Source organism: Filimonas effusa (genome assembly GCF_004118675.1).
Taxonomy (GTDB): domain Bacteria; phylum Bacteroidota; class Bacteroidia; order Chitinophagales; family Chitinophagaceae; genus Filimonas; species Filimonas effusa.
In genome coordinates this window covers 188,842-210,209 of the sequence record NZ_SDHZ01000002.1, presented here as the reverse complement: position 1 = coordinate 210,209, position 21,368 = coordinate 188,842, and the positions used below count along the sequence as shown (strand labels likewise).

General features: G+C 46.9%; 14 protein-coding genes. 12 read left to right on the top strand and 2 right to left on the bottom strand.

From position 1 onward, the window contains the following. Positions 1–12: 12 nt before the first annotated feature. A complete protein-coding gene (locus tag ESB13_RS12230; protein WP_129003661.1) occupies positions 13–1,236 on the bottom strand; it encodes an ROK family transcriptional regulator in 1,224 nt (407 codons plus the stop codon). Between the two features lie 281 nt (positions 1,237–1,517). On the opposite strand from ESB13_RS12230, the gene ESB13_RS12225 reads away from it, so the two are divergent. Beyond that, the gene (locus ESB13_RS12225) at positions 1,518–1,736 is read left to right on the top strand and encodes a hypothetical protein (protein ID WP_129003659.1); all 219 of its coding nucleotides are present in this window, start codon (positions 1,518–1,520) and stop codon (positions 1,734–1,736) included. On the opposite strand, the gene ESB13_RS12220 is transcribed toward ESB13_RS12225, so the two are convergent. Next, complete coding sequence (locus ESB13_RS12220; protein ID WP_129003657.1) at positions 1,729–2,931, bottom strand: copper amine oxidase; 1,203 nt, start codon at positions 2,929–2,931, stop codon at positions 1,729–1,731. The two genes, ESB13_RS12225 and ESB13_RS12220, sit on opposite strands and share 8 nt — an antisense overlap. A 375-nt stretch (positions 2,932–3,306) precedes the next feature. On the opposite strand from ESB13_RS12220, the gene ESB13_RS12215 reads away from it, so the two are divergent. From ESB13_RS12215 to ESB13_RS12160, 11 genes are all read left to right on the top strand, one after another. Next, complete coding sequence (locus ESB13_RS12215; RefSeq protein WP_246022526.1) at positions 3,307–4,536, top strand: AGE family epimerase/isomerase; 1,230 nt, start codon at positions 3,307–3,309, stop codon at positions 4,534–4,536. Positions 4,537–4,810: 274 nt separating this feature from the next. Beyond that, the gene (locus ESB13_RS12210) at positions 4,811–6,664 is read left to right on the top strand and encodes an FAD-dependent oxidoreductase (protein WP_129003655.1); all 1,854 of its coding nucleotides are present in this window, start codon (positions 4,811–4,813) and stop codon (positions 6,662–6,664) included. 46 nt (positions 6,665–6,710) lie between these two features. Further along, entirely contained in the window at positions 6,711–9,905 is a 3,195-nt protein-coding gene (locus ESB13_RS12205) for a SusC/RagA family TonB-linked outer membrane protein (protein ID WP_129003653.1), read from the top strand. A gap of 19 nt (positions 9,906–9,924) precedes the next feature. Then, positions 9,925–11,613: a RagB/SusD family nutrient uptake outer membrane protein gene (locus tag ESB13_RS12200; protein WP_129003650.1), complete on the top strand. Its 1,689-nt coding sequence runs from the start codon at positions 9,925–9,927 to the stop codon at positions 11,611–11,613. A gap of 33 nt (positions 11,614–11,646) precedes the next feature. Then, positions 11,647–13,320 (top strand): DUF5018 domain-containing protein, encoded by a 1,674-nt coding sequence (locus tag ESB13_RS12195; protein WP_129003648.1) that lies wholly within the window; start codon positions 11,647–11,649, stop codon positions 13,318–13,320. Positions 13,321–13,331: 11 nt separating this feature from the next. Then, a complete protein-coding gene (locus ESB13_RS12190; protein ID WP_129003646.1) occupies positions 13,332–14,744 on the top strand; it encodes an alpha amylase family protein in 1,413 nt (470 codons plus the stop codon). Positions 14,745–14,754: 10 nt separating this feature from the next. After that, complete coding sequence (locus ESB13_RS12185) at positions 14,755–15,795, top strand: phosphodiester glycosidase family protein (protein WP_164974191.1); 1,041 nt, start codon at positions 14,755–14,757, stop codon at positions 15,793–15,795. A gap of 8 nt (positions 15,796–15,803) precedes the next feature. Further along, positions 15,804–17,183, top strand: a complete 1,380-nt coding sequence (locus tag ESB13_RS12180; protein ID WP_129003642.1) for a DUF5009 domain-containing protein — start codon at positions 15,804–15,806, stop codon at positions 17,181–17,183. A gap of 40 nt (positions 17,184–17,223) precedes the next feature. Further along, entirely contained in the window at positions 17,224–19,086 is a 1,863-nt protein-coding gene (locus ESB13_RS12175; RefSeq protein ID WP_129003640.1) for a sodium:solute symporter family protein, read from the top strand. Continuing rightward, positions 19,083–20,402, top strand: coding sequence for a GDSL-type esterase/lipase family protein (locus tag ESB13_RS24050; protein WP_246022524.1), 1,320 nt, complete (start codon positions 19,083–19,085; stop codon positions 20,400–20,402). Before ESB13_RS12175 ends, ESB13_RS24050 begins: the two co-directional genes overlap by 4 nt. A gap of 9 nt (positions 20,403–20,411) precedes the next feature. Next, on the top strand, positions 20,412–21,347 hold the full coding sequence (locus ESB13_RS12160; RefSeq protein WP_129003638.1) for a DUF4434 domain-containing protein: 936 nt from the start codon (positions 20,412–20,414) through the stop codon (positions 21,345–21,347). Positions 21,348–21,368: the final 21 nt, after the last annotated feature.

Sequence of the window (21,368 nt, the reverse complement as noted above, 5' to 3'; positions counted from 1 at the left end):
TTAACGTATTTGTCAATGATCAAATATTTTATTGCGAACCAGTAAACAAGCGCCTACCGCACCCGCTTTTACACCCAGTGCCGATATCTTCAGTTGCGTATCGCTATTAACCAGGCTCAGCGAGTATTTGTTGATGGCGCTTTTCACGGGTAGTCTTATATAATCCTGCGCCTGCGCCATAGCGCCGCCCAGTACCACCAGTTCAGGATTGAACAGGTTTATTAAAGTGGCAATACCCTTGCCCAGCTTTTCACCAACCTCTTCTATCAGTTCAATCGCCAGCACATCTTCATTTAGTGCGGCATCGATAATATCCTCCAGTTGTATATCCTCAGGTTTTTTGTGCTTGCGGCTGATGGCCGTAGTACTGCCTTCCTCTATCTTTTTAATAACCATGCGCTTCAACGCCTGCCCCGATGCCTCTGTCTCCAGGCAGCCCTTTTTACCGCAATGACAGATGATCTCATTGTTGAAGAAAGGAATATGCCCAAACTCACCCGCAAACCCCGACTTGCCATAATACAGTTGGCCATTGATCACAATGCCTAACCCAATACCATGGTCCAGGTTAATGAACAATATGTTCTTTTCTCCAGATACAACCCCATTCGAAAACTCTCCGTAAGCCATAGCCCTTGAATCGTTCTCTATATAGGTCTTGATGCCTATACGCTGCTCCAGTATCTTACTCAGCGGGTCTTCACTGAAATTGAAAAAACTATAACTATAACCCGTCGCGTAGTTGATGCGCCCCGATAGGTTGATGCCCAATCCAAGTATCTTCTCCTTCTGAACAGGCAGCTCCTTTATATTCTGTTCTATAAGCAAACAAAGCGTATCCAGCGATTCCTGTGTATTGTTTAACTGGAAAGGCAGCTTACCCGAAAACCGGATCAGGTTCTTTCTGAAATCCAGCAACCCGATATTGATGTGATGCCGCTTTACCTCTACACCTATAAAGAACCCCGAATCGGCTGTCAAACCATACAGGTTAGGCTTGCGCCCGCCGGTAGAATCTATTTTACCATAATCCTCAACCAGCCCCTCTTCAATAAGATCGTTCACCAGGTTGGTGACCTTGGGGGTACTTAAATTAAGCTCCTTGCCCAGGTCGGCAATAGTAGCATTGCCCTGGTTGGCGAAGATGGAAATGATCATCTTCTTTAACTGCAGGTTTTTATAGGCAACCCCGGTAATGTTCTCCATTGTCAATTCTTCAAAAAAAGTCTTTGTCATGATTGTCATCGCCACAACTTGTGATTTGAACCGTGAATAAGATGAAACAATTAAAAGTACTCTTATTTAAAAAATTTAAAAAGACTTATTTGCCCAACTGCTGCTATTGTCCTGAATGTTTGCTGGTTTTTGCATTAAAAGTACAATTATATTGCGGTATTTTGCGTTTTATGGCTGCTTTTATTACCTGCTCTTTAAGCCCGTTACATGCCGCCTGCCTGTTATTCGTTACTGTCCACGGAGTTTTTAAAAAAAGTTGATAACCGGCGCAGCTAAATCACATGGCAAATACGCCTGCTTCAGTCCGGTATAGCATATACCTGCCTTCGATATGGCATAAGCGTACCTCTACCGCACCTGCATCGCACTTATATCGCACTTGTATCGCACTTGCATCGCACTTGCTCCCCGGTCTCCCCGCCGTCCCTGAAGAGATAAACCTCCTCAAAGACCCGGAAATGCAGCCTGCCCAGGCGCTCCGCAACAGTCCCGTTATTTAATGTCTACCGGGATGAAAACCAATGGCGTCGGTAAACAGGAAGCCCCCGGAGGAGAATAGGTAAGATGAATGGTCTGCTCTTCTCCTGCGCCATCAGGCATAAACAACTGCACCAGCACGGCTTCCGGCGCCTTGCGCGTAACCAGTTTGTCCGAAGGCAGCTGAATGATCCCGCCTTTGAACTTGCCGTTACTGGCAATCATGGTATTGGCCATGGCGCCGCACCATTGGTTGTTATCGCTGCGTGCATTCCAGGTCACCAGCGCAAGCCCCTGGCCATTGCTGCTTTTCCATTTCAGGTCTATATTATATAATACGCCATAGTTACCGGCAAGGGTGGCTATCGCGCCACTGCTGCCTTCTATGCCTTTCACCCAACTGTCATGACGCCCATCGGCAACAATGATCTGGCTGATGCCGTTTTTGGTATCTATAACACTATCCGCCGATACCCGGTAATTGCTGACGCCAAATACACCACGGCCGGCGCCACTTTTGCTTTTCCCGGGCAATACCGTGGTTATGCCTGCTGCAGCCTTTATAATGTCTTTATCGGCAGTGGTCTGTATTACGCTTATCTCTGCCGTCTCATCGATGGTGAACTCGTAAATACCATGCACCAGCTCATCATATTTTACAATGGCTTTCTCCTGCGCAGGATCTATCGCTATTGTTTCACCAGGCTGTACCGTACGGATCGCCGTATCAGGTTGCGCTGCAAAATAGTCGGCAAGCCCCTGTTTGCCGGCAAAGAAATAACTGGTAGTAGGCTTTTGCGACGAAAACTTAAGCATACGCAGATGTAATGGCCGGCTGCCCGTGTTCTTCAGCAGCGCCGCTATTTTAGTGTCAATCTTCGCAGGAGTCTTTACCCCGTTCACATTATATAAATATACTCTTACCGCTCCCGGCGTCACTGTCTCCCGGAATGCCATCCCCTCAGGTACACGGATATACTCCGGATCGTCCGATATAAGATATTGAGGGCCAGGTAATACCATCTTATTATACGATATAACAGGTAGTTTCTCCGTTAACAGGCCGGGTAATGCTACGACGCTGCCCTGCGCGGCCAGCAGCAATCGCTTATTTAACTCAGGAGTTAAACGGGGTTGCTGTGCCTGGCAAGTAAGGCTTAAAAACGAACCCAATAATAAGGTTGCCCTTATTCGTGCACCACGAAACGATAGCTGCATAAGTGAAGTAGTTATTGGTGGAGAATATTGATTTAGTCAAACTTAGTAAATTAATTTAAAAACATGATGTTTTTTTAGATAAAAATTAATTTACTAATGGGTGAAAATACCCACTTGGTCCTTGCTCTGCCTGTTAAAATAGTAGAATGTACACTTATTTTATGCCATCAATAGCCCGGAAATTACCTTGATATTTGCACTTTTTTTTCATTATCTGCTGAATATCAATTCTATATAATGTAATTTACTGCTTAGGATGCCGAGGTTGTGAAAAAAAATGAAGAAATATCTTTTGTAATTAAAAAATATTAGTAAGTTTGGTTTAGAAGGATAAAATAATTCATAATTGCTATCTGCTTAAATAATTTACAAACTGTGGGTATAACTGCTGTTGATATAAGTAATGGTCTCGCTACCGGCGAAATGGTACAGAGTTTACCTGCCCTGCAGGAGTATGCAGAAATGTACCGGAAAGAGCTGGTTGATAATGTATTGCCCTTCTGGCTGCAAAACAGTAGGGACGATAGGAACGGTGGCTTCTTTACCTGCCTCGACAGAACAGGAAAGGTGTTTGACACCGACAAGTTCATGTGGTTGCAGGGCCGGGAGGTCTGGTGCTTTAGTTATATGTACCATAATGTGTCTGCCGAAAAAAGCTGGCTCGATATGGCTTTGCATGGCGCCGCATTTATGGAAAAGTTCGGCCGCGACCAATCCGGTAATTGGTATTTCTCCCTTACAGCCGAAGGAAAACCATTGGTTCAGCCTTATAACATCTTTAGTGACTGTTTTGCTGCCATGGCCTTTGCGGCGCTCGACAAGGTGCAACCCAGTGATAAGTATAAGGAGATAGCCGTTTCTACCTTTAATAATATCCTGGAACGTCAGCACGACTGGAAAGGAGTTTATAACAAAGCCTACCCGGGAACGCGTCCCCTGAAGGGTTTTAGCTTACCCATGATCCTGTGTAATCTCTCGCTTGAAATGGAGCACTTGTTAGGTTCCGAAAAAGTGAACGAGCTGGCGCCGGTAGTAATTCATGAGGTGATGAACGTTTTCTATCAGCCCGAACACGGCCTGATCCTCGAAAACGTAAATCCCGACGGCAGCTTCTCCAACAGCTTCGAAGGCAGGTTAATGAACCCGGGGCATACCATAGAGGCCATGTGGTTTATTATGGATCTCGGTCGCCGCTTGCAAGATGAAGCATTGGTGAAAAAAGCCTGTGATATTATGCTGCGTACGCTCGAATACGGATGGGATAAAGAATACGGCGGTATTTTCTACTTCCTCGATCTGCTGGGGCATCCCACGCAGCAACTGGAATGGGATCAGAAATTATGGTGGGTGCATGTCGAAACCCTGGTTGCGCTTGCCAAAGGGTATACCTATACCGGCGACGAACGTTGTCTGCAATGGTTCCATAAGGTACATGCGTATACATGGACGCACTTTAAAGACCAGCAATACGGCGAATGGTTCGGTTACCTGAACCGCAGGGGAGAAGTACTGCTGAATTTAAAAGGCGGTAAATGGAAAGGTTGCTTCCATGTACCTCGTGCCCTCTACCAGGTATGGAATACGCTTAAAGCAGATAACATTTGATAAGTAACAGGCTCAGGTAATAACGATTGGAGTTTCAGATAGAAAGGTCTTGAAGAATACGATTAGGTTTTCAGCTTGCATGAAATAACAGTGTAACAGCTAAGTGAGATAAGGAATAATTGAAATGGCTTTTTAACGGATTGTAGCAAGTATTGCCGCTGTCTGTTAGCGGCCTCTGTTTCTAACGATTTGCTATGACATATGACAGCCGGGACTTCGACCGGGAGGAATTGTCATATAGGGTACAGATTTCTGTTTATTAAAACTTCTGTAAATGACATTCAGAACCAAAAACTGCTTTTTATTCTTTCTGATGCTGTTTGGCAGTATGGGTTTGTATGCCCAGGCTGTTCATAAAACAGATGTGCTTATTATCGGCGGCGGAGCCAGCGGAACTACTGCAGGCATTCAGGCCGCACGCATGGGTGTGAATGTTACGATTATAGAAGAAACCGCGTGGCTCGGTGGCATGTTAACAAGCGCTGGCGTCTCTGCTATCGATGGTAATCATAAGCTGCCAGGCGGCCTTTGGGGCGAATTCAGACAAAAGCTTTACCAGCATTACGGCGGTCCTGCTGCCGTTGAAACCGGCTGGGTAAGCAATACCCTGTTCGAGCCGCATGTCGGCGACGCTATTCTCAAACAGCTCGCTGCTGCCGAAAAACAATTGCAGGTATGGTTTAATACCAGGTTTACTTCTGTTAAACGTGAAAATAATAATTGGGTAGTAAATGCTGTACGCAATAAAAAGCCTTGTGTTATCAATGCGGCTATTCTCATAGATGCTACCGAACTGGGCGATGTACTTGCCGCCGCCGGCGCCGGCTATCGTATCGGCATGGATAACCGCGATTCAACAGGCGAAGCTTATGCTCCCGCAAAAGCAAATGATATTATCCAGGATCTTACCTACGTGGCCGTATTGAAAGATTATGGCAAAAATGCAGATAAAACCATAGCGCGTCCCGAAGGTTATGACGCCAAAGTATTCGATTGCAGCTGCGATGTTTCTGATCCCGCTTCTTTCGATAGCCCGCAGAACAATTGTTTCCGTATGATGCAGTACGGCAAGCTTCCCAACAACAAATACATGATCAACTGGCCTAAGTGCGGCAATGATATCTATCTCAACATCATTGACAGCAGCACAGCAGGCCGCGAAAAAGCATTGCAGCAGGCAAAATTGCATACCCTGCGTTTCGTGTATTACCTGCAAACAGCGCTGGGATATAAGAACCTGGGCCTGGCTGATGACGAATTTAATACGCCCGATAAACTGCCCATGATCGCCTATCACAGGGAATCACGCCGTTTAAAAGGACTGGTGACGTTTACCCTTAACCATGTGGCTCGTCCTTACGATAACGAACAGGCCTTGTATCGCACAGGAATAGCAGTGGGCGATTACACCATCGATCATCATCACCTGAAGAATCCGGCAGCCCCCAAAATCGACTTCGTAAAAATCAAAGTGCCTTCTTATAACGTCCCTATGGGCAGCCTCATCCCCGAAGGGGTAGATGGTCTCATTGTCGCCGAAAAAAGTATCAGTGTCTCCAATATCGTGAACGGCGCCACCCGCCTGCAACCGGTAGTATTGCAGATAGGACAGGCCGCAGGTGCTATGGCAGCTGTCTGTATACAACACCACCAGCAGCCCGCACAGTTGAACGTACGGGAAGTACAGCAGGTGTTGTTGAAGGCAAGGGGCTATATCATGCCTTTTATAGATGTACCTGTCGAAGATCCGCAGTTTGAAATAATACAGCAGATAGGTGCCACCGGTATTTTAAAAGGTACAGGCGTTCCCTATATGTGGGCCAACCAAACTTGGTTTTATCCCGCACTGCCCGTAAGCGGTTATGAACTGGTTCAGGGACTGCGCCTGTATTATCCTGCATTGCAGCAATACTGGGCAGGTTCAGGCGATATGCTTACAGCAGCAGCTTTTGCAAAGATCTTACAGGAAACAGGTGTCACCGTTACGGCAGAACAGGTGGTGAAAGATCTTGCAGCAGCAGGTGTCGTCGTCAGTGAGCAATTGAGCAGGCGGGCAGTGGCAGTGCTGCTCGATAAGTACCTGCATCCCTTCAGCAGACCCGTAGCAGTGAACGGCGATCTTTTATAATCAGCTTAATCAACATTTTCGTCAGTAATAAACCAAACAATTGAATATGAGAAATTCAAAACTCCCCTTGTGGCTGTGGCGAAGGATAACCCTGCTTGCAGTCTTTGTGGCATGCTATTCTTTGTTGATGGCCCAGTCTCACAAAATTACCGGTACAGTTACAGATGCAACAGGTAAGCCCTTGGCAGGAGCTTCTGTGCTGGTAAAGGGTACAACAACGGGTACTTCCACCGGCGATAACGGTAAGTTTGCGTTATCGGTGAACAAGGCTGTCGTAACCCTGCAGATCTCTATGACAGGCTATGTCCTGGCTACCGTCAATGCCGAAGCTGGCAAAGAACTGGTAGTGTCCCTTACCGAAAGTCTTAAAGAAATGGAAGAAGTGGTGGTGGTAGGCTATGGCAAACAGAAACGTACCAATGTAGTGGGTTCTGTTGCCCAGATCAATGGCGATGAGCTGAAGAAAATGCCCACCATGAACGTTACCAACATGCTCTCAGGGCGACTGCCAGGCCTTACTACCTTGCAGCAATCCGGCCGCCCCGGTAACGATGATGCTACGCTCCGTATACGTGGTATCGGAACTTATGGCGCTAACCAGGGACCGCTGGTTATTATAGATAACGTACAACGACCCTCCTTTGCCAACCTCGATCCCAATGAAATTGAAAGTATCACTATTCTGAAAGATGCCGTCTCTACAGCTGTATATGGTTTACAGGCAGCGAATGGTATCATCCTTATCACTACAAAAAGAGGTAAGAACCAGAAACCGGTGATCAGCTACGACGGCGCGGTAACAGTGAACTCCAATACCCGTTTCCCTAAATTCCTGAATGGTCCCGATTATATGACCTGGTATAACAAGGGCATAGATATGGATAACGATTACCAGTCCCATACAAATGGCGATCCCGTTCCTACTGTTTATACGCAGGATCAGATCGATGCGGTAAGAAATGGCACGAATACCAATCCCCTGTTGGGTAACACCGATTGGGTAGGTACACTTGTCGACAATACCGCAACAACGCAACAGCATGGTGTTACCGTAAGAGGGGGTACCGATAAAGTGAAATATTTCTCAAGCCTCGGCTATCTCGACCAGCAGGGCATTGTTAAGAATACCAACTACAAACGTTACAACGTTCGTACAAACGTCGATGCCCAGCTGAACGATTATCTCTCCGTTGCATTGGATCTGGGCGCTCGTCAGCAACTGTCGAATACGCCGGGTATCACCCCCGATAACGATAGTTATATGAACCCCTTTTACCAGGCAGTGCGTATGCTGCCTAACATGCCTATGTATGCGCCTAACGGCCTTCCGGTAGCGCATCAGGCAGGTGCCGGTTGGGTGAACCCTATCGCAGCTATTGAACAGTCTGGTTATCAGAAAGGACAAACCAACGTTTTCCAGGGTAACGTATCCCTGGTCTTTAAAGTGCCCGGCGTAAAAGGACTCGAAGCAAAACTGCTTGCCGCGTACGATAAAAGTAGTACCGAAAACAAAAGCTGGTTAACGCCGTATCAACTTATGGGACGCGCACGTGATCAGGTAACAGGTAACTATACGCTTATCCCTAATCCTCCCGGCATTACCAAAACAACATTACGTCAGTCTTATTCCCAGAATAACCGCCGTACATTCCAGCCTTCACTTTCCTATAATAATAAGTTCGGTGAACATAGCTTTACAGGCCTGGTGCTTTACGAATGGTCCAGCTATAGAAGCAACCTATTCTCTACCGGCGCCAGCAACTTCCCGCTTACCGATTTACAGGAAATTAATTTCGGTAGCACCGCTGCAGGCGACTGGATCACGCCAACAGGTACTTCCGGTGTAGATGCCAGGGCAGGCCTCGTGTCTCGCGTAAACTATGCCTATAAAGACAGGTATTTGCTTGAACTGGCTAACAGGTGGGATGCATCTGTAAAATTTGCAAAGAACAATCGTTGGAAGATGTTCCCCGCAGTAGGCTTGGGCTGGATCGTAAGTAAAGAAGACTTTTTTAAAGACCTCAATAAAACTGTTAGCTTCTTCAAGTTGAAAGGCTCGGTAGGACGCCTGGGTAACGACGTTGCCGGTGCATTTGGTTACCTGCAAACATTCCAGTTGACTACCGACCCTGTTGTAGTAATGGGAGGTCAGCCCGTTTCAGCTTTATATACCAGCAGCCCGCCAAACGTTAATGTTAAATGGGAAACAGCTACTTCTTCGAATATAGGTTTTGAATCTATATTATGGAACGGCTTACTGTCTGTAGATTTCGAGTGGTTCGATAAAATAACGACAGGTATCCTCGTAAATACAGGCGCTACCTATCCTTTAACAATTGGTGGGTATTACCCCGCTACAACCAACTATGGTAAAATGGCCAACCACGGGTTCGATTTGCAACTGCGCCATAACAACCATATCGGCGACCTGCAGATCGGACTTACCGGCAACCTTAACTGGGCGCGTAACAAGATCTTACGCTATACCGAAAGCGCAGGTCTGCCCGAATGGCAGCGTGTCGTAGGTAAACCCTACGGACAAAAGCTTGGCTTTGTTGCCGAAGGTATGTACCAGGATTGGCATGAAGCGGCAAATGGCATCTCTCCCAGTGGTGGCTTCCTGGCGCCGGGATTCTTTAAGTACAAAGACCTGAACGGCGATGGACGCCTTACCCGTACAGATGATATGACCTTTGTTGGCCGCAGTAATATGCCCGAGTTGATGTTCGGCTTTAATATCGATCTTAAGTATAAAGGATTCGACCTGTCTGCACTGTTCCAGGGCGCCGCATTATGTAATGTAAGCCTTGCCGGTGCATACGAAGGCGCAAGCGGCGTTAGCGGTGTGGAAGACAATACGCCTTTTACACGTGCTTTCTACAACTTTGGTAACTCTCCTTATTTCCTGGTAGAAGATGCCTGGACTCCCGATAACCCTAATGCAGCATTTCCTCGTCTCAGCTCTTATAAAGCTTCACTAACCGCGCACAATGCAAATGCTAATTCCGGATGGGTAAGAGACGGGTCCTATGTCCGCTTAAAATCATTGCAGATAGGATATTCCCTTCCTTCTAAATGGTTACAGGCCGCTAAGATCCAGCAATTGCGTTTATATGTTTCCGGGTTCAACCTTATCACCTGGGATAAACTCAAATACCTCGATCCCGAGATGCCTAACGTGAATAACGGGTTCTATCCCCAGCAACGTATGATTTCAGGTGGCATGAACATTACTTTCTAACATTTAATCAGGAAATGATATGAAGAAAATATTTTCAAACATGCGGTTGTCGCTTCTGGCAGTGGGTGTCATGGCTACAATGCAGTGTTGTAATATAGATATTGATCCTACCGACCGGTATACCGATGTTGCAGTATGGAAAAATCCTTCCAACATAGAATTGTATATCTCCGGCATGTATGCCGAATTCCAGACTTTTAAATTTGGTGCCTTCCCCATAGGTTATAGCAATGCTTCCGATGCATTGTCGGATATTATGAAGTACACGGCTAACGTCGCCGGTAATGGTACGGTTAACATCCTGGCTACAGATGCATCGAGGGTTACTGCATCTACACCCCAACTGAGCTATTGGCAGGCCGCTTATACGCGTATCCGCCGTATCAACGAATTCCTCGACGGTATGACGAAGTATGCGACGATCGATGAAAATGCAAAAGCAGGTTATGAGGCGGAAGCAAGGTTCGTTCGTGGTTATGTTTACTTCTGGCTGGCCAGGCTGCACGGTAGCTTTGTTATCATGGATAACATGAGCCAGTATAGTACCAATGCCCGCGAACGTTCCAGCGAAGAAGACTGCTGGAAGTTTATCGCACAGGATTTTCAGTATGCAGCAGATCATTTGCCTGTCATCCCGGTAAAATCAGGCCGTGCTACTAAAGGTGCTGCTTATGCAATGCTGGCGCGCACATGGCTCTATGCAGCTTCTATAGCTGAATACGATCAGAAACTTTATAACTCCGATCCGCTCACAGGTGTTGCTGCCGCCAATGCGCCTGCTTATTATCAGAATGCCGCCAATGCTGCACAGGCTGTAAAGGATCTTGCAAGCCAGGGCTACTATAAGCTCGAATCGGTGTTCTCGAAAAAGAATACGACGGAAGCGGTATTCAAGATCAGTTTTGTTGCACCACAGTTAACACATACCTACGATCTTACCTATACGCCTCCGGGCGATGCGCCAGGGCAGGCTTTATCATTGGGTGTACCTACTGCCGAACTGGTAAATGAATTTGAAATGGCCGATGGCACTCGTTTCTCTTGGAGTAACGCTTCGCAGGCCGCCAACCCTTATGTGGGCAGAGAGCTGCGTTTCTATTCTACTATACTGTATAACGGCGCACCCTGGAAAGGACGTAACATTAATACTACCGCTGCCAATGCCACCGAAGGCTTTACGCAGTTTGGTGTTAATACCGACCCGCGCCGCACAGTAACAGGCTATTATATTAAAAAGAACCTCGATTCGCTGAACACTACTTTCGTTACCTACGGAAGTACACAGGATTGGGTAGAGATCCGCTATGCCGAGGTATTACTTATTCATGCCGAAGCTGAAGCTAAATTAAATCATATCTCTTCCGCACAAAGCTCTCTCAACGAAGTGCGTAACCGTGCAGGTCTGCCTAATACCAATGCCTCCACTACCGTACAGCTGATGGAAGCAGTAGAGCATGAACGTAAAGTGGAACTTGCCTTTGAAGGCCATCGTTATTGGGATCTTCGTCGTTGGAGAAAAGCGCATACGGTGCTGAACAATGTAAGGTTTACCGGCCATAAGATCAGTGCAGCCGGTACCGGTTACACTTATGAAACGGTAAGTGCCGACAACGCCAACAGGCAGTTTACAGGTGCACTATACTATATCCCTATTCCTGCGTCTGAATTACAAAACAATACCGCCCTTACCCAGATTAAAGGATGGTAATTCACCTCATTGTAAAGACCAAAACGAACAGATATGAAATCGATACAATATTTTCTGGCGGCGGTGATGGGGCTGACAAGTTGTTTTGTCGCCTGCCGTAAAGCCGATCCCATACCGCGTGCTGCTTCATCCGTATTAAGCGATATCTACGCTACGCTCGAAGGCAATGGCAAGGATCGCATTTTTGAAGCGGTAAGAAGCAACGATACCATTTACTTCAATATCCCTTACTTCTATCCGGTAGACTCAGATGTGTCTACCGATATTACAAAGATCATTGTACGGTCTACTATCCCCGGCGATGCTGTGATGCGCCCCGCACTGGGCATGCCTATGGATCTTAGCAAGCCGGTAAACCTGGAGATCACAGCGGGTAATGGTACAAAGTCGAATTTTGTGCTCGTTGGCCGTCAGGTGGCCGACCTCAACCTGCGTTCTGCTTCTATCACCTATGTCGACAACGGATCAACACAGGTGGCCGATGGAATTATTAATAATACTACCAACGAAGTTTCTTTCTTTATCATTCCCGGTATAGATGTCTCCGCATCTGTATTAACAAGTACTGTTAACCCGCATTCCAAAGTGTCTATTGCCAACGGTACAAGTATAAACCTCAGCACAAACAAAACACTTACCGTAACAGGTGTAGATGGTTCCACTAAAGTGTATACCTTGAAAGTGGTTGCTCCGGTGAAACTGAACTATGGTGTAGGTATCAGCAGGCTGGTATGGCAGAAAGGTGCTGCTGAGATCAATGGCTTTGCCACCGATAATAACTTCCGTTCTATGGCAGTCAGCGGCGATTACCTGGTACTCGCAGTAAGCACTACGCCGTCTACTTACAGGATCTACAACCGTAAAACAGGTCAGTATGTACAGAATATGACGGCGCCTCCCGGAAGCCTCCGCAGCTTTGCTATAGCCAACGACTCGGCTGGCCATATCCTGGTGGTATCATATGCTCCTAAGAATTCAGTGTTCTACGCTTACAGGTATAACGATGCATTCGACGCAAGTCCTGTAAAGCTGATACAATGGACAAATAACAACCCGGCAGCCATCTCTGGCGACGGTGGTATCGGGCGCAGGGTGAACCTCTTTGGCGATCTTACTAAAAATGCAATGGTGTCTGCTACAGCCGGTGTGTCAAATATTATTTATAACTGGCGGGTAGAAGGCGGTGCTGTTGCAAGTAATACGCCTGCGGTGGCGCCTTATCAGTCTGGTTCCTGGAGCTTCTACGCCGAGGCGCAGCCTGTTTCTGCAAATGCCGGTGGCGATTATTTCGTGAACTATGCAAATGAAATAGCGCTGGTAAATGGCAGCAATAACTCCCGTTCAGTTGCGTTCACTACAGAAACCGCTGTGGTTGGCGGCTCGCATATGGCTATGGATTACTTCCGTTTCAACAATGCAAACTTCCTGGGTATCGTAACCTTTAATAGCTCCGCAGCAACTTCAGCAGGGCTCTCTGTGTTCGACGTTACCAATACTTCCAATATCGCCCTTACCTCTTCCAGTGCCGACTTCTCCAAATTCAGGGTGTTTGCTTCGGCTGCCCAGCTCACGGCAACTTCTAATGGAAATGGCTCGGCCGATATCTGCTCTTGTTTCTCCGACGACCGCGAAAGTATGTTCGTCTATGTAATGCTTACAAACGGCGGCGTAATGGCTTACGAGTTTACTAAATATTCACCTCAATAAAACTAAAGCATATGAAGCAGTATGGTTTCCTCAAAATATTGATATGCGGTGGATTGCTCTGTCTGGGAGCGGCCTGCAAAAAAAGCAGCAGCAACCCCGGTACGGGAGGCGGGGGCAGCGGCGAACCGGTAAATACCGATACGGTCCGCAAACGTAATGTAATGGTTTGGGTCGATTGTAAGTCGAATGTGTTTGGTAGCTATGGCCGCCTCAACGATACGGCGAAAATGAAACTCATGCTCGATACCATGAAAACAGTAGGTATTACAGGCCTTGTGCTCGACGTAAAAGGCAGTGCCGGTTATACCATGTTTCCCAGCGCCTACGCTACACAGTTCACCAGCCTCAATGGCAAATCATTACAGGCAGGTGTCGACTATGTTGGATTTATGATAAAAGAATCGAAAAAGCGTGGGTTTAAAGTATATGTATCTACGGTAACTTTTGTGGAAGGCGATGCCTCCGTTCCAATGGGTAAACTCTACGACGATCCGGCATTCAGAAACAGCTACGAAAGTATCGTATGCGATGCCTCAGGTAAACGTGTTCCCATTACAAGCACAGGCCGAAATGGTTTCGTGAACCCTGCCCAGCCTGCAGTTCAGGAACGGGCACTGAATATTGTAAAGGAAGTGGTTTCTAAATATGATATCGATGGTATCCTGCTCGACTACTGCCGTTATGCAGATATCTACGCCGATTTCTCCGATTACAGTAAAACAAAGTTCATCGAATTCCTGAAAGAGAAATATACCGACAACGCAGCAGCAGCAATGAGTTTCCCTTCCGATATCGTTTCAAGCTGGAAGAACAGCAGCGGAACAATATTGCCTGAAGCAACAGGTAAATACTATAAAAAATGGTTGCTATACCGTTCTACCGTTATCTACGATTTCTTCAAACGTGCCCGCGCAGCTGTGAAGGCTATTAAACCCAATGTCGATTTCGGTGTGTACGTAGGCGCCTGGTACGGAAGCTACTATCAGGTAGGCGTAAACTGGGCCAGCCAGGATTATGATCCGTTTAATGATCAGACAATTCGTTTCGATTGGGCTTACCCCGAGTATAATAAAACCGGCTACCTCGAACAGTTGGACGTGCTGATGACAGGTAACTATTTTACGCAGGTCCTTTTATCTGAAAACAGCGCTACCGCTAATCTTACCTATCATTGGTGGAGTATCGAAGGCTCTCTCAACGGCATCAAGTACATTACGAAGAATAAAGTGCCTTTATATGGAAGTATAGATATGGGCAACCTGCAGTGGTCTAGCAAAGCTGAGATCACAAGGGCAATAAAATATATCCTCAATAACAGCTCCGGTGGTGTCATGCTGTTCGACCTGATACATATGTATACCCCCCAGGCCAATTATCTGAAGCAGACGCTATGGGATGCTGTTGCTGAAGGAACCAAACCCTAAACCCTTGTATATGCTTCACCGATATTGTTGCTATATAGCCATACCTGCCGTTTTGCTGGCAGGTATGGCTTGCTCTTCGCATGACGATGTTTACGGCAATGTAAGGCCGGTAACTCCTGATCCGGTAACACCCCCGGTTGTAACCGATACGGTAGTGTCTCTGCCCTCCGACTGGAAAAAAGCTGCTGCATTAATGGAAGGGCTGCCTTCCGGTATAGCAGTGTATCAGAATACTACAGCTTATAATGGTAAGGCTTTAAATGCCTATTGTGTAGCCTTCGATCCTAAGAATGCTCAGCTCGAGCTTAAACCGGTGCTTCCGGAAAAGAATACCAAACCCGCTGCCATTTATGCTGCGGAACCAGGAAAGCCTTATGTGTGTATCAATGGTGGCTTTTTCGGAACCAATGCTTCTTATAGTCTTGTGCAATATAATGGCGTCGTAAGTGCAGTTAACATTAAGTCGCTGGGCAGGCAATATAACGGTACGGCTGCAACCTATTACCCTACACGCGGCGCCTTCGGTATTACTGCTGCCGGTGCGCCCGATATCACCTGGATTTATCATGTAGGAACCGGCAATGGAACTATTTATAGTTACCCGGCTCCCAGTCCCAATGTACTTAACAGTGCTCCTCAGCAACAACCAACAGCTGGTTTCCCGGCAGGCGGAGTGCAGTGGAATGTTGCCAGCGCCATTGGCGGCTCTCCGGTACTTATAAAAAATGGAAATATAAATGTTACAGATACCGCTGAGCTGATAGATATCGACAACTCCATCTCAAGAGCGCGCAGTGCCATCGGTTATACCGGTACAGGTAAGATCGTATTGGTGGCTGTTCAGGGAGGCGATGTTGGCACCGGCGGTGGAGGAGGACTTAGCTTGCGTGAACTGGCCGATCTCATGAAGCGTATGGGGTGCACCGCAGCCCTGAATCTCGACGGTGGCGGATCTACCAGTATGGTAGTGAACGGAAAATTAACAGTGAAGCCTTCCGATACGGCAGGAGAAAGGGCTGTAATGAGTGCAATCATTCTAAAAAAGAAATAAAAGATAATATGCCCGTACGTGATAAATCCCTGGATGCTTTGAGAGGAATGGCCATTCTGGCGATGGTGCTTTCCGGCAGCATTGCATTTGGTATCCTCCCGGCATGGATGTATCACGCACAAACACCGCCACCAGCTCATAGTTTTCAGCCGTCTTTGGCTGGCATTACCTGGGTCGACCTGGTCTTTCCTTTCTTCCTCTTTAGTATGGGGGCGGCAATACCATTAGCCTTAAAGAAGAAGGTGGCTCAGTCAGCGCACAGCGGTATTATCGTGGTAACGGCCTTCAGGCGTTTTGTGGCGCTTGTCTCTTTTGCATTGTTTACCATGCACGCCAGAAGTCTCTCTGCGGAGCAGTTATCTCTTCCGTTGGTTTGTCTTTTGCAGATGCTGGCATTCCTGTTACTGTTTGCACAGTTGTATCGCTGGCCTTCGGGTAGCCAGGTGCCGCCCGCTATTGCCTATGGTATAGCTATACTTATGCTGGCATTCCTGCCTTTTAAAGGAGGCGCATTTTCATTACAGCACAGCGATATCATTATTGTTGTGCTGGCCAACATGGCTTTGTTCGGAACACTCTTATGGTGGTATACCCGCCGTCAACCCGGCTTGCGGTCACTGCTGCTGCTATTCGTTATGGCGGTGTTCCTGGCAAAAGATACCTCGTCATGGAATAAGATAGTCTATAACTGGTCTCCCTTGCCATGGGCTTACAGGTTTTATTATCTGAAATATCTGTTCATTATAGTGCCTGGTACAATTGCCGGTGATTGGTTATTGCAATATGCCAATACGCCTGCCGTGCAGGAAAAGCAGACGAAGAACTGGCTGCCGCTTACGGTACTTGCCTGCAGTTGTCTGCTCGTAGCGAACGTAATATTGTTGTTTAGCAGGCAAACAGGTTTGAATATGATTATTACAACGGTTATACTGGCAGTGCTGCTGGTATATACCCAACGTGCTCGTGCTGCGGAAGCCTACCCGCTGCTCGTCAGGTTCCTCGAGGCAGGAGCGCTGTTGTTGTTATTGGGATTATGCTGGGAGGCCTGCGAAGGCGGAATAAAAAAAGATCCTTCTACCTGGAGTTATTATTTTGTAAGCAGTGGCCTTGCTTTTTTTATGATGATCATACTGGCTGCTTTGCAAGCAACTGCCATAGGTGGCAAACTGGTGAATTATCTGGCTGAGAACGGCAGAAACCCTATGGTAGCTTATATAACCGGCAACCTGCTGTTGCTGCCTTTATTGCGGTTGACAAACGGTATGGTCGCTTATAAATGGATGTTGCAGCAGCCACTTACGGGCGTGCTGGCCGGATTCATCTTTACAGGTATTGTATCTATGGTGACAGTATTTTTTGTTCGCAGGGGCTGGCTATGGAAAACTTAAATTATTTTAAACTGTATTTTTCATTATTTACCAATAGCGCATGAATTTATCGACGATAGATATCCTGATCATTTTAGCCTACCTGGTTGTTATTATAGGGCTGGGTTTCTGGATCTCTAAAAAGGCTTCCACTAATATCCAGTCTTATTTCCTGGGTGGTAATAGTATTAAATGGTATTGGCTGGGCTTCAGTAACAGCAGCGGTATGTTCGATGTAAGCGGTACGGCGTTTTATGTATCGCTTTTATTCGTATATGGATTTAAGGCTGCATGGCTGCCCTGGTTGTGGCCTATCTGGAACCAGATCTTCGTGATGGTATTTCTCGCTATCTGGATCAGGCGAAGCGGCGCCATTACGGGAGCCGACTGGATCACGAAAAGATTTGGAGAAGATAGAGGCGGTAAGCTGTCGCATATGATCGTGATCTTCTTTGCCATTATAAGCGTTATCGGTTTCATCGGTTATGTATTTGTAGGTATTGGCAAGTTCGCCGCCAACATTTTGCCATGGGATCTTAGTAATAGCGTGCTTACCAATGAGCAGTCTTATGCTTTTATTATTGTAGCGCTAACAACCTTGTACACGGTGAAAGGAGGTATGTACAGCGTGGTGGCCACGGAAGTATTACAGTATGGTATACTGGTAGTAAGCTGTGTGCTGGTGGTGACTTATGCCGTGAAAGGCGTGGATTACCAGGCGCTGCACCAGCAGTTGCCCGCAGGATGGTCTTCCTTCTGGCCTGAATGGAAATTGAATATCAATTGGGGTAATAACTTTCCGCAGGCAAACGCTAAAATCTCTGAAGATGGCTTTGTGTGGTTTGGTGCTTTAATGATGATGATGATAGGCAAAGGTATCTTTGCGAGCCTGGCAGGTCCGGTTCCGGGTTTCGATATGCAGCGTATCTTAAGCGCGCGCAAACCCGGCGAAGCTGCCATGCTTTCAGGCTTTACCAACCTGGTGTTATACATTCCACTGTTTATGATGGTGAGTGCCTTAACGCTTATTGGTTTTGTATATTTTATGCCGGTACTAAGAGGACAGCAGCAACCCGATTTTGAAGTGATCCTTAGCCAGGTGGTGAGCAATTACCTGCCGGCAGGCATCAGGGGCGTAGTACTTGCCGGCTTGCTGGCATCGTTCATGAGCGCCTTTTCTGCATTCGTAAATGCTGCTCCTGCTTATCTGGTGAACGATTTCTATAAAAAATACCTGCGGCCAAACGAGTCGCCACGGCATTATGTAAAGTGTAGTTATCTTACTTCTGTAAGCATCATATTAATAGGTTGTGTTTTTGGATTGTTTGCACATTCACTTAGTTCATTAACCTTGTGGATCTCCTCGGCATTATATGGCGGATATGCAGCGGCAAACGTGTTGAAGTGGATCTGGTGGCGATTTAATGGTTATGGATATTTTGCAGGTATGCTGGCGGGCCTTATTGCAGCCACCTTTGTGCCCGGCTTTATGCATTGGCTCAGTGCCGTTTACTTCACTTCTTATGCTTCCTTGTTCGGAAGCGGTATCGGTACGCTTATTTCATTCTTTATAATATTGGTAATATCAATGAGTGCCAGCATCATCGGTTGCCTGCTCACACCGGCTCCCGACAGGCAGGTGCTGGAAAGCTTCTACGCAAATACACGCCCCTGGGGCTTCTGGAAACCCGTGCTGCAATGGGTACAGAAAGTAAACCCGTCTTTTGAGCCTAACCGGCAGTTTAAATGGGATATGCTGAATGTAATAGTTGGTATCTGCTGGCAAATGAGTATGGTCATCATGCCCGTGTTCTTTGTATTCGGGTATATGGCTAAAGGCTTTTCTGCCTTGGCAGTATGCGTAACCTGTATGATAATCCTTAAGTTCACCTGGTTCGATCGTTTAAAAATTACAGCGATATGAGAAAATGGTTACAGGCTGGAATAGTATTGATGGCCTTACACACAGGCGCAATAGCGCAGCAAAAAGATGAAATAGACAGCAGTTATGCCAATGGTTACTATATGGAAAGGATGCGCTTCTTTAGCCGGCTGCAGCCATCCACAACGAACCTGGTAGCATTTGTTGGCAACAGCATTACAGAAGCAGGCCCATGGCAGGAAGTGCTGCCAGGTGTAAATGTAATAAACCGCGGTATCAGCGGAGATAATTCATGGGGCGTGCTCGCCCGAATTGACTCAGTATTGGTTTTAAAGCCCGCAAAGATCTTCCTGATGATTGGCGTCAACGATTTAAAGCGCGGTACGCCTGTTGAATATATAGCACGCAACTATGAGCGAATTGTAACACGTATCCGGCAGCAACAGCCACAAACCAGGATCTTCCTGCAATCCGTACTGCCGGTGGCTGAGCAGGGCCTTGCCGCCATTTACCAGAAGATCAGCAATAAACGCGTCAGCATATTGAACGATAGCCTGAGACAGGTGGCAGTGCGTTATAACTGTGAATATGTCGACCTGAACCGTGAGGTCTTTTCAGACGCTAATGGGCAGCTGAAAAAGGAATTGACGACGGATAACTTGCACTTGAAACATGCTGGCTACCTCGAATGGGCAGCTTATTTAACAAATAAAGGTCTCGTTGGCAGCACTCCTGCTGCCAAAACCAACCAGATCGACAGCAGTTATAACAACACTTATTACCAGGGCCGGATGGAACTGTTCAATAGCCTTCCTGTGGTAAAGAATGGTATCCTCTTGCTGGGAAACAGCATCACCGAGCGTGGCCCCTGGTGGGAGCTGCTGCCTGGTGAAACGGTCCTCAATCGTGGCATCGGGGGCGACAATACTTTTGGCGTACTGGCAAGACTCGAAGGTGTCGCCAAAGCAGAACCCCGCAAACTGTTTTTACTGATAGGCATTAACGATCTGAGCAGGGGACTTCCCATTCCCGTGATCTTGAATAACTACCGCCGTATCTTAACATATCTGCGGCAGAACACTCCCCGCACAAAGATCTATGTTCAAAGTGTATTGCCTTTGAACGAAGCTGTAACCCAGCCCGCCTATCTTAAAAATAAAAAGGATAGTATTCTTACGCTTAACAAGGGTATTCAGCAGATAGCAGCAGAATTTGGACTAACTTATTTGAACCTGCACCCACTGTTTGCCGATAAAAACGGTGATCTCAAAAAAGAGCTGACAGCAGACGGTATTCATTTGAGGCCGCCAGCGTATGTGATTTGGGTAGATTATCTCAGGAAAAATAAATACTTATAAAAGGTTGACATGAAGATAACAGGCACTTTTCTGGATGAGATTAGCCACGATATCCCCCACCAGAACTGGGGACGCACCGAATGGAAAAAAGACTTTGAACACATGAAGGCTGTAGGTATCGACACGGTAATACTTATAAGAAGCGGCTACCGGCGTTTCCTTACCTATCCTTCTGCCTACCTGGTTAAGGAACATCAGTGTTATACACCTCCGGTTGACCTGGTGTCTATGTTCCTCGAGCTGGCCGATGAGCTGGAGATGCAGTTTTACTTTGGCTTATACGACAGTGGTAAATACTGGGATACCGGCGATATGCAGCACGAAATAGACTGTAACAGGTATGTTATAGAGGAGGTATGGCAACGTTACGGACATCATAAGAGCTTTAAAGGCTGGTACCTCAGTATGGAGATCAGTCGCAATACGAAAAATGCTGTACACGCTTTCCGGACGCTGGGGATGCAATGTAAAGGCGTAAGTAACGGGCTTCCCTGTTTTATTTCGCCTTGGATCGACGGCAAAAAAGCGGTGATGGCCGCCTCCGGTACACTAACCAGGGAAGACGCAGTTTCACTAAGCGCGCATGAGGAAGAATGGAATGAGATCTTTGCAGGTATCCAGGGCGCAGTAGATGCGGTGGCATTCCAGGATGGACACATTGATTATCACGAACTTGACGACTTTTTCGCTGTCAATAAAAAACTGGCAGATAAATATGGCATGCAGTGCTGGACTAACGCTGAAAGTTTTGATCGCGACATGCCTATCAAGTTCCTCCCCATCAAATTTGAAAAATTACGCCTGAAGCTCGAAGCAGCACGCAGGGCCGGATACGATAAAGCGATCACTTTCGAATTTTCTCATTTTATGAGCCCGCAATCAGCTTACCTGCAGGCCGGACATCTTTACAACCGTTACCGGGAATACTTACAGGAACTGATTTAATTCATGTGAGGGATAGGGGAC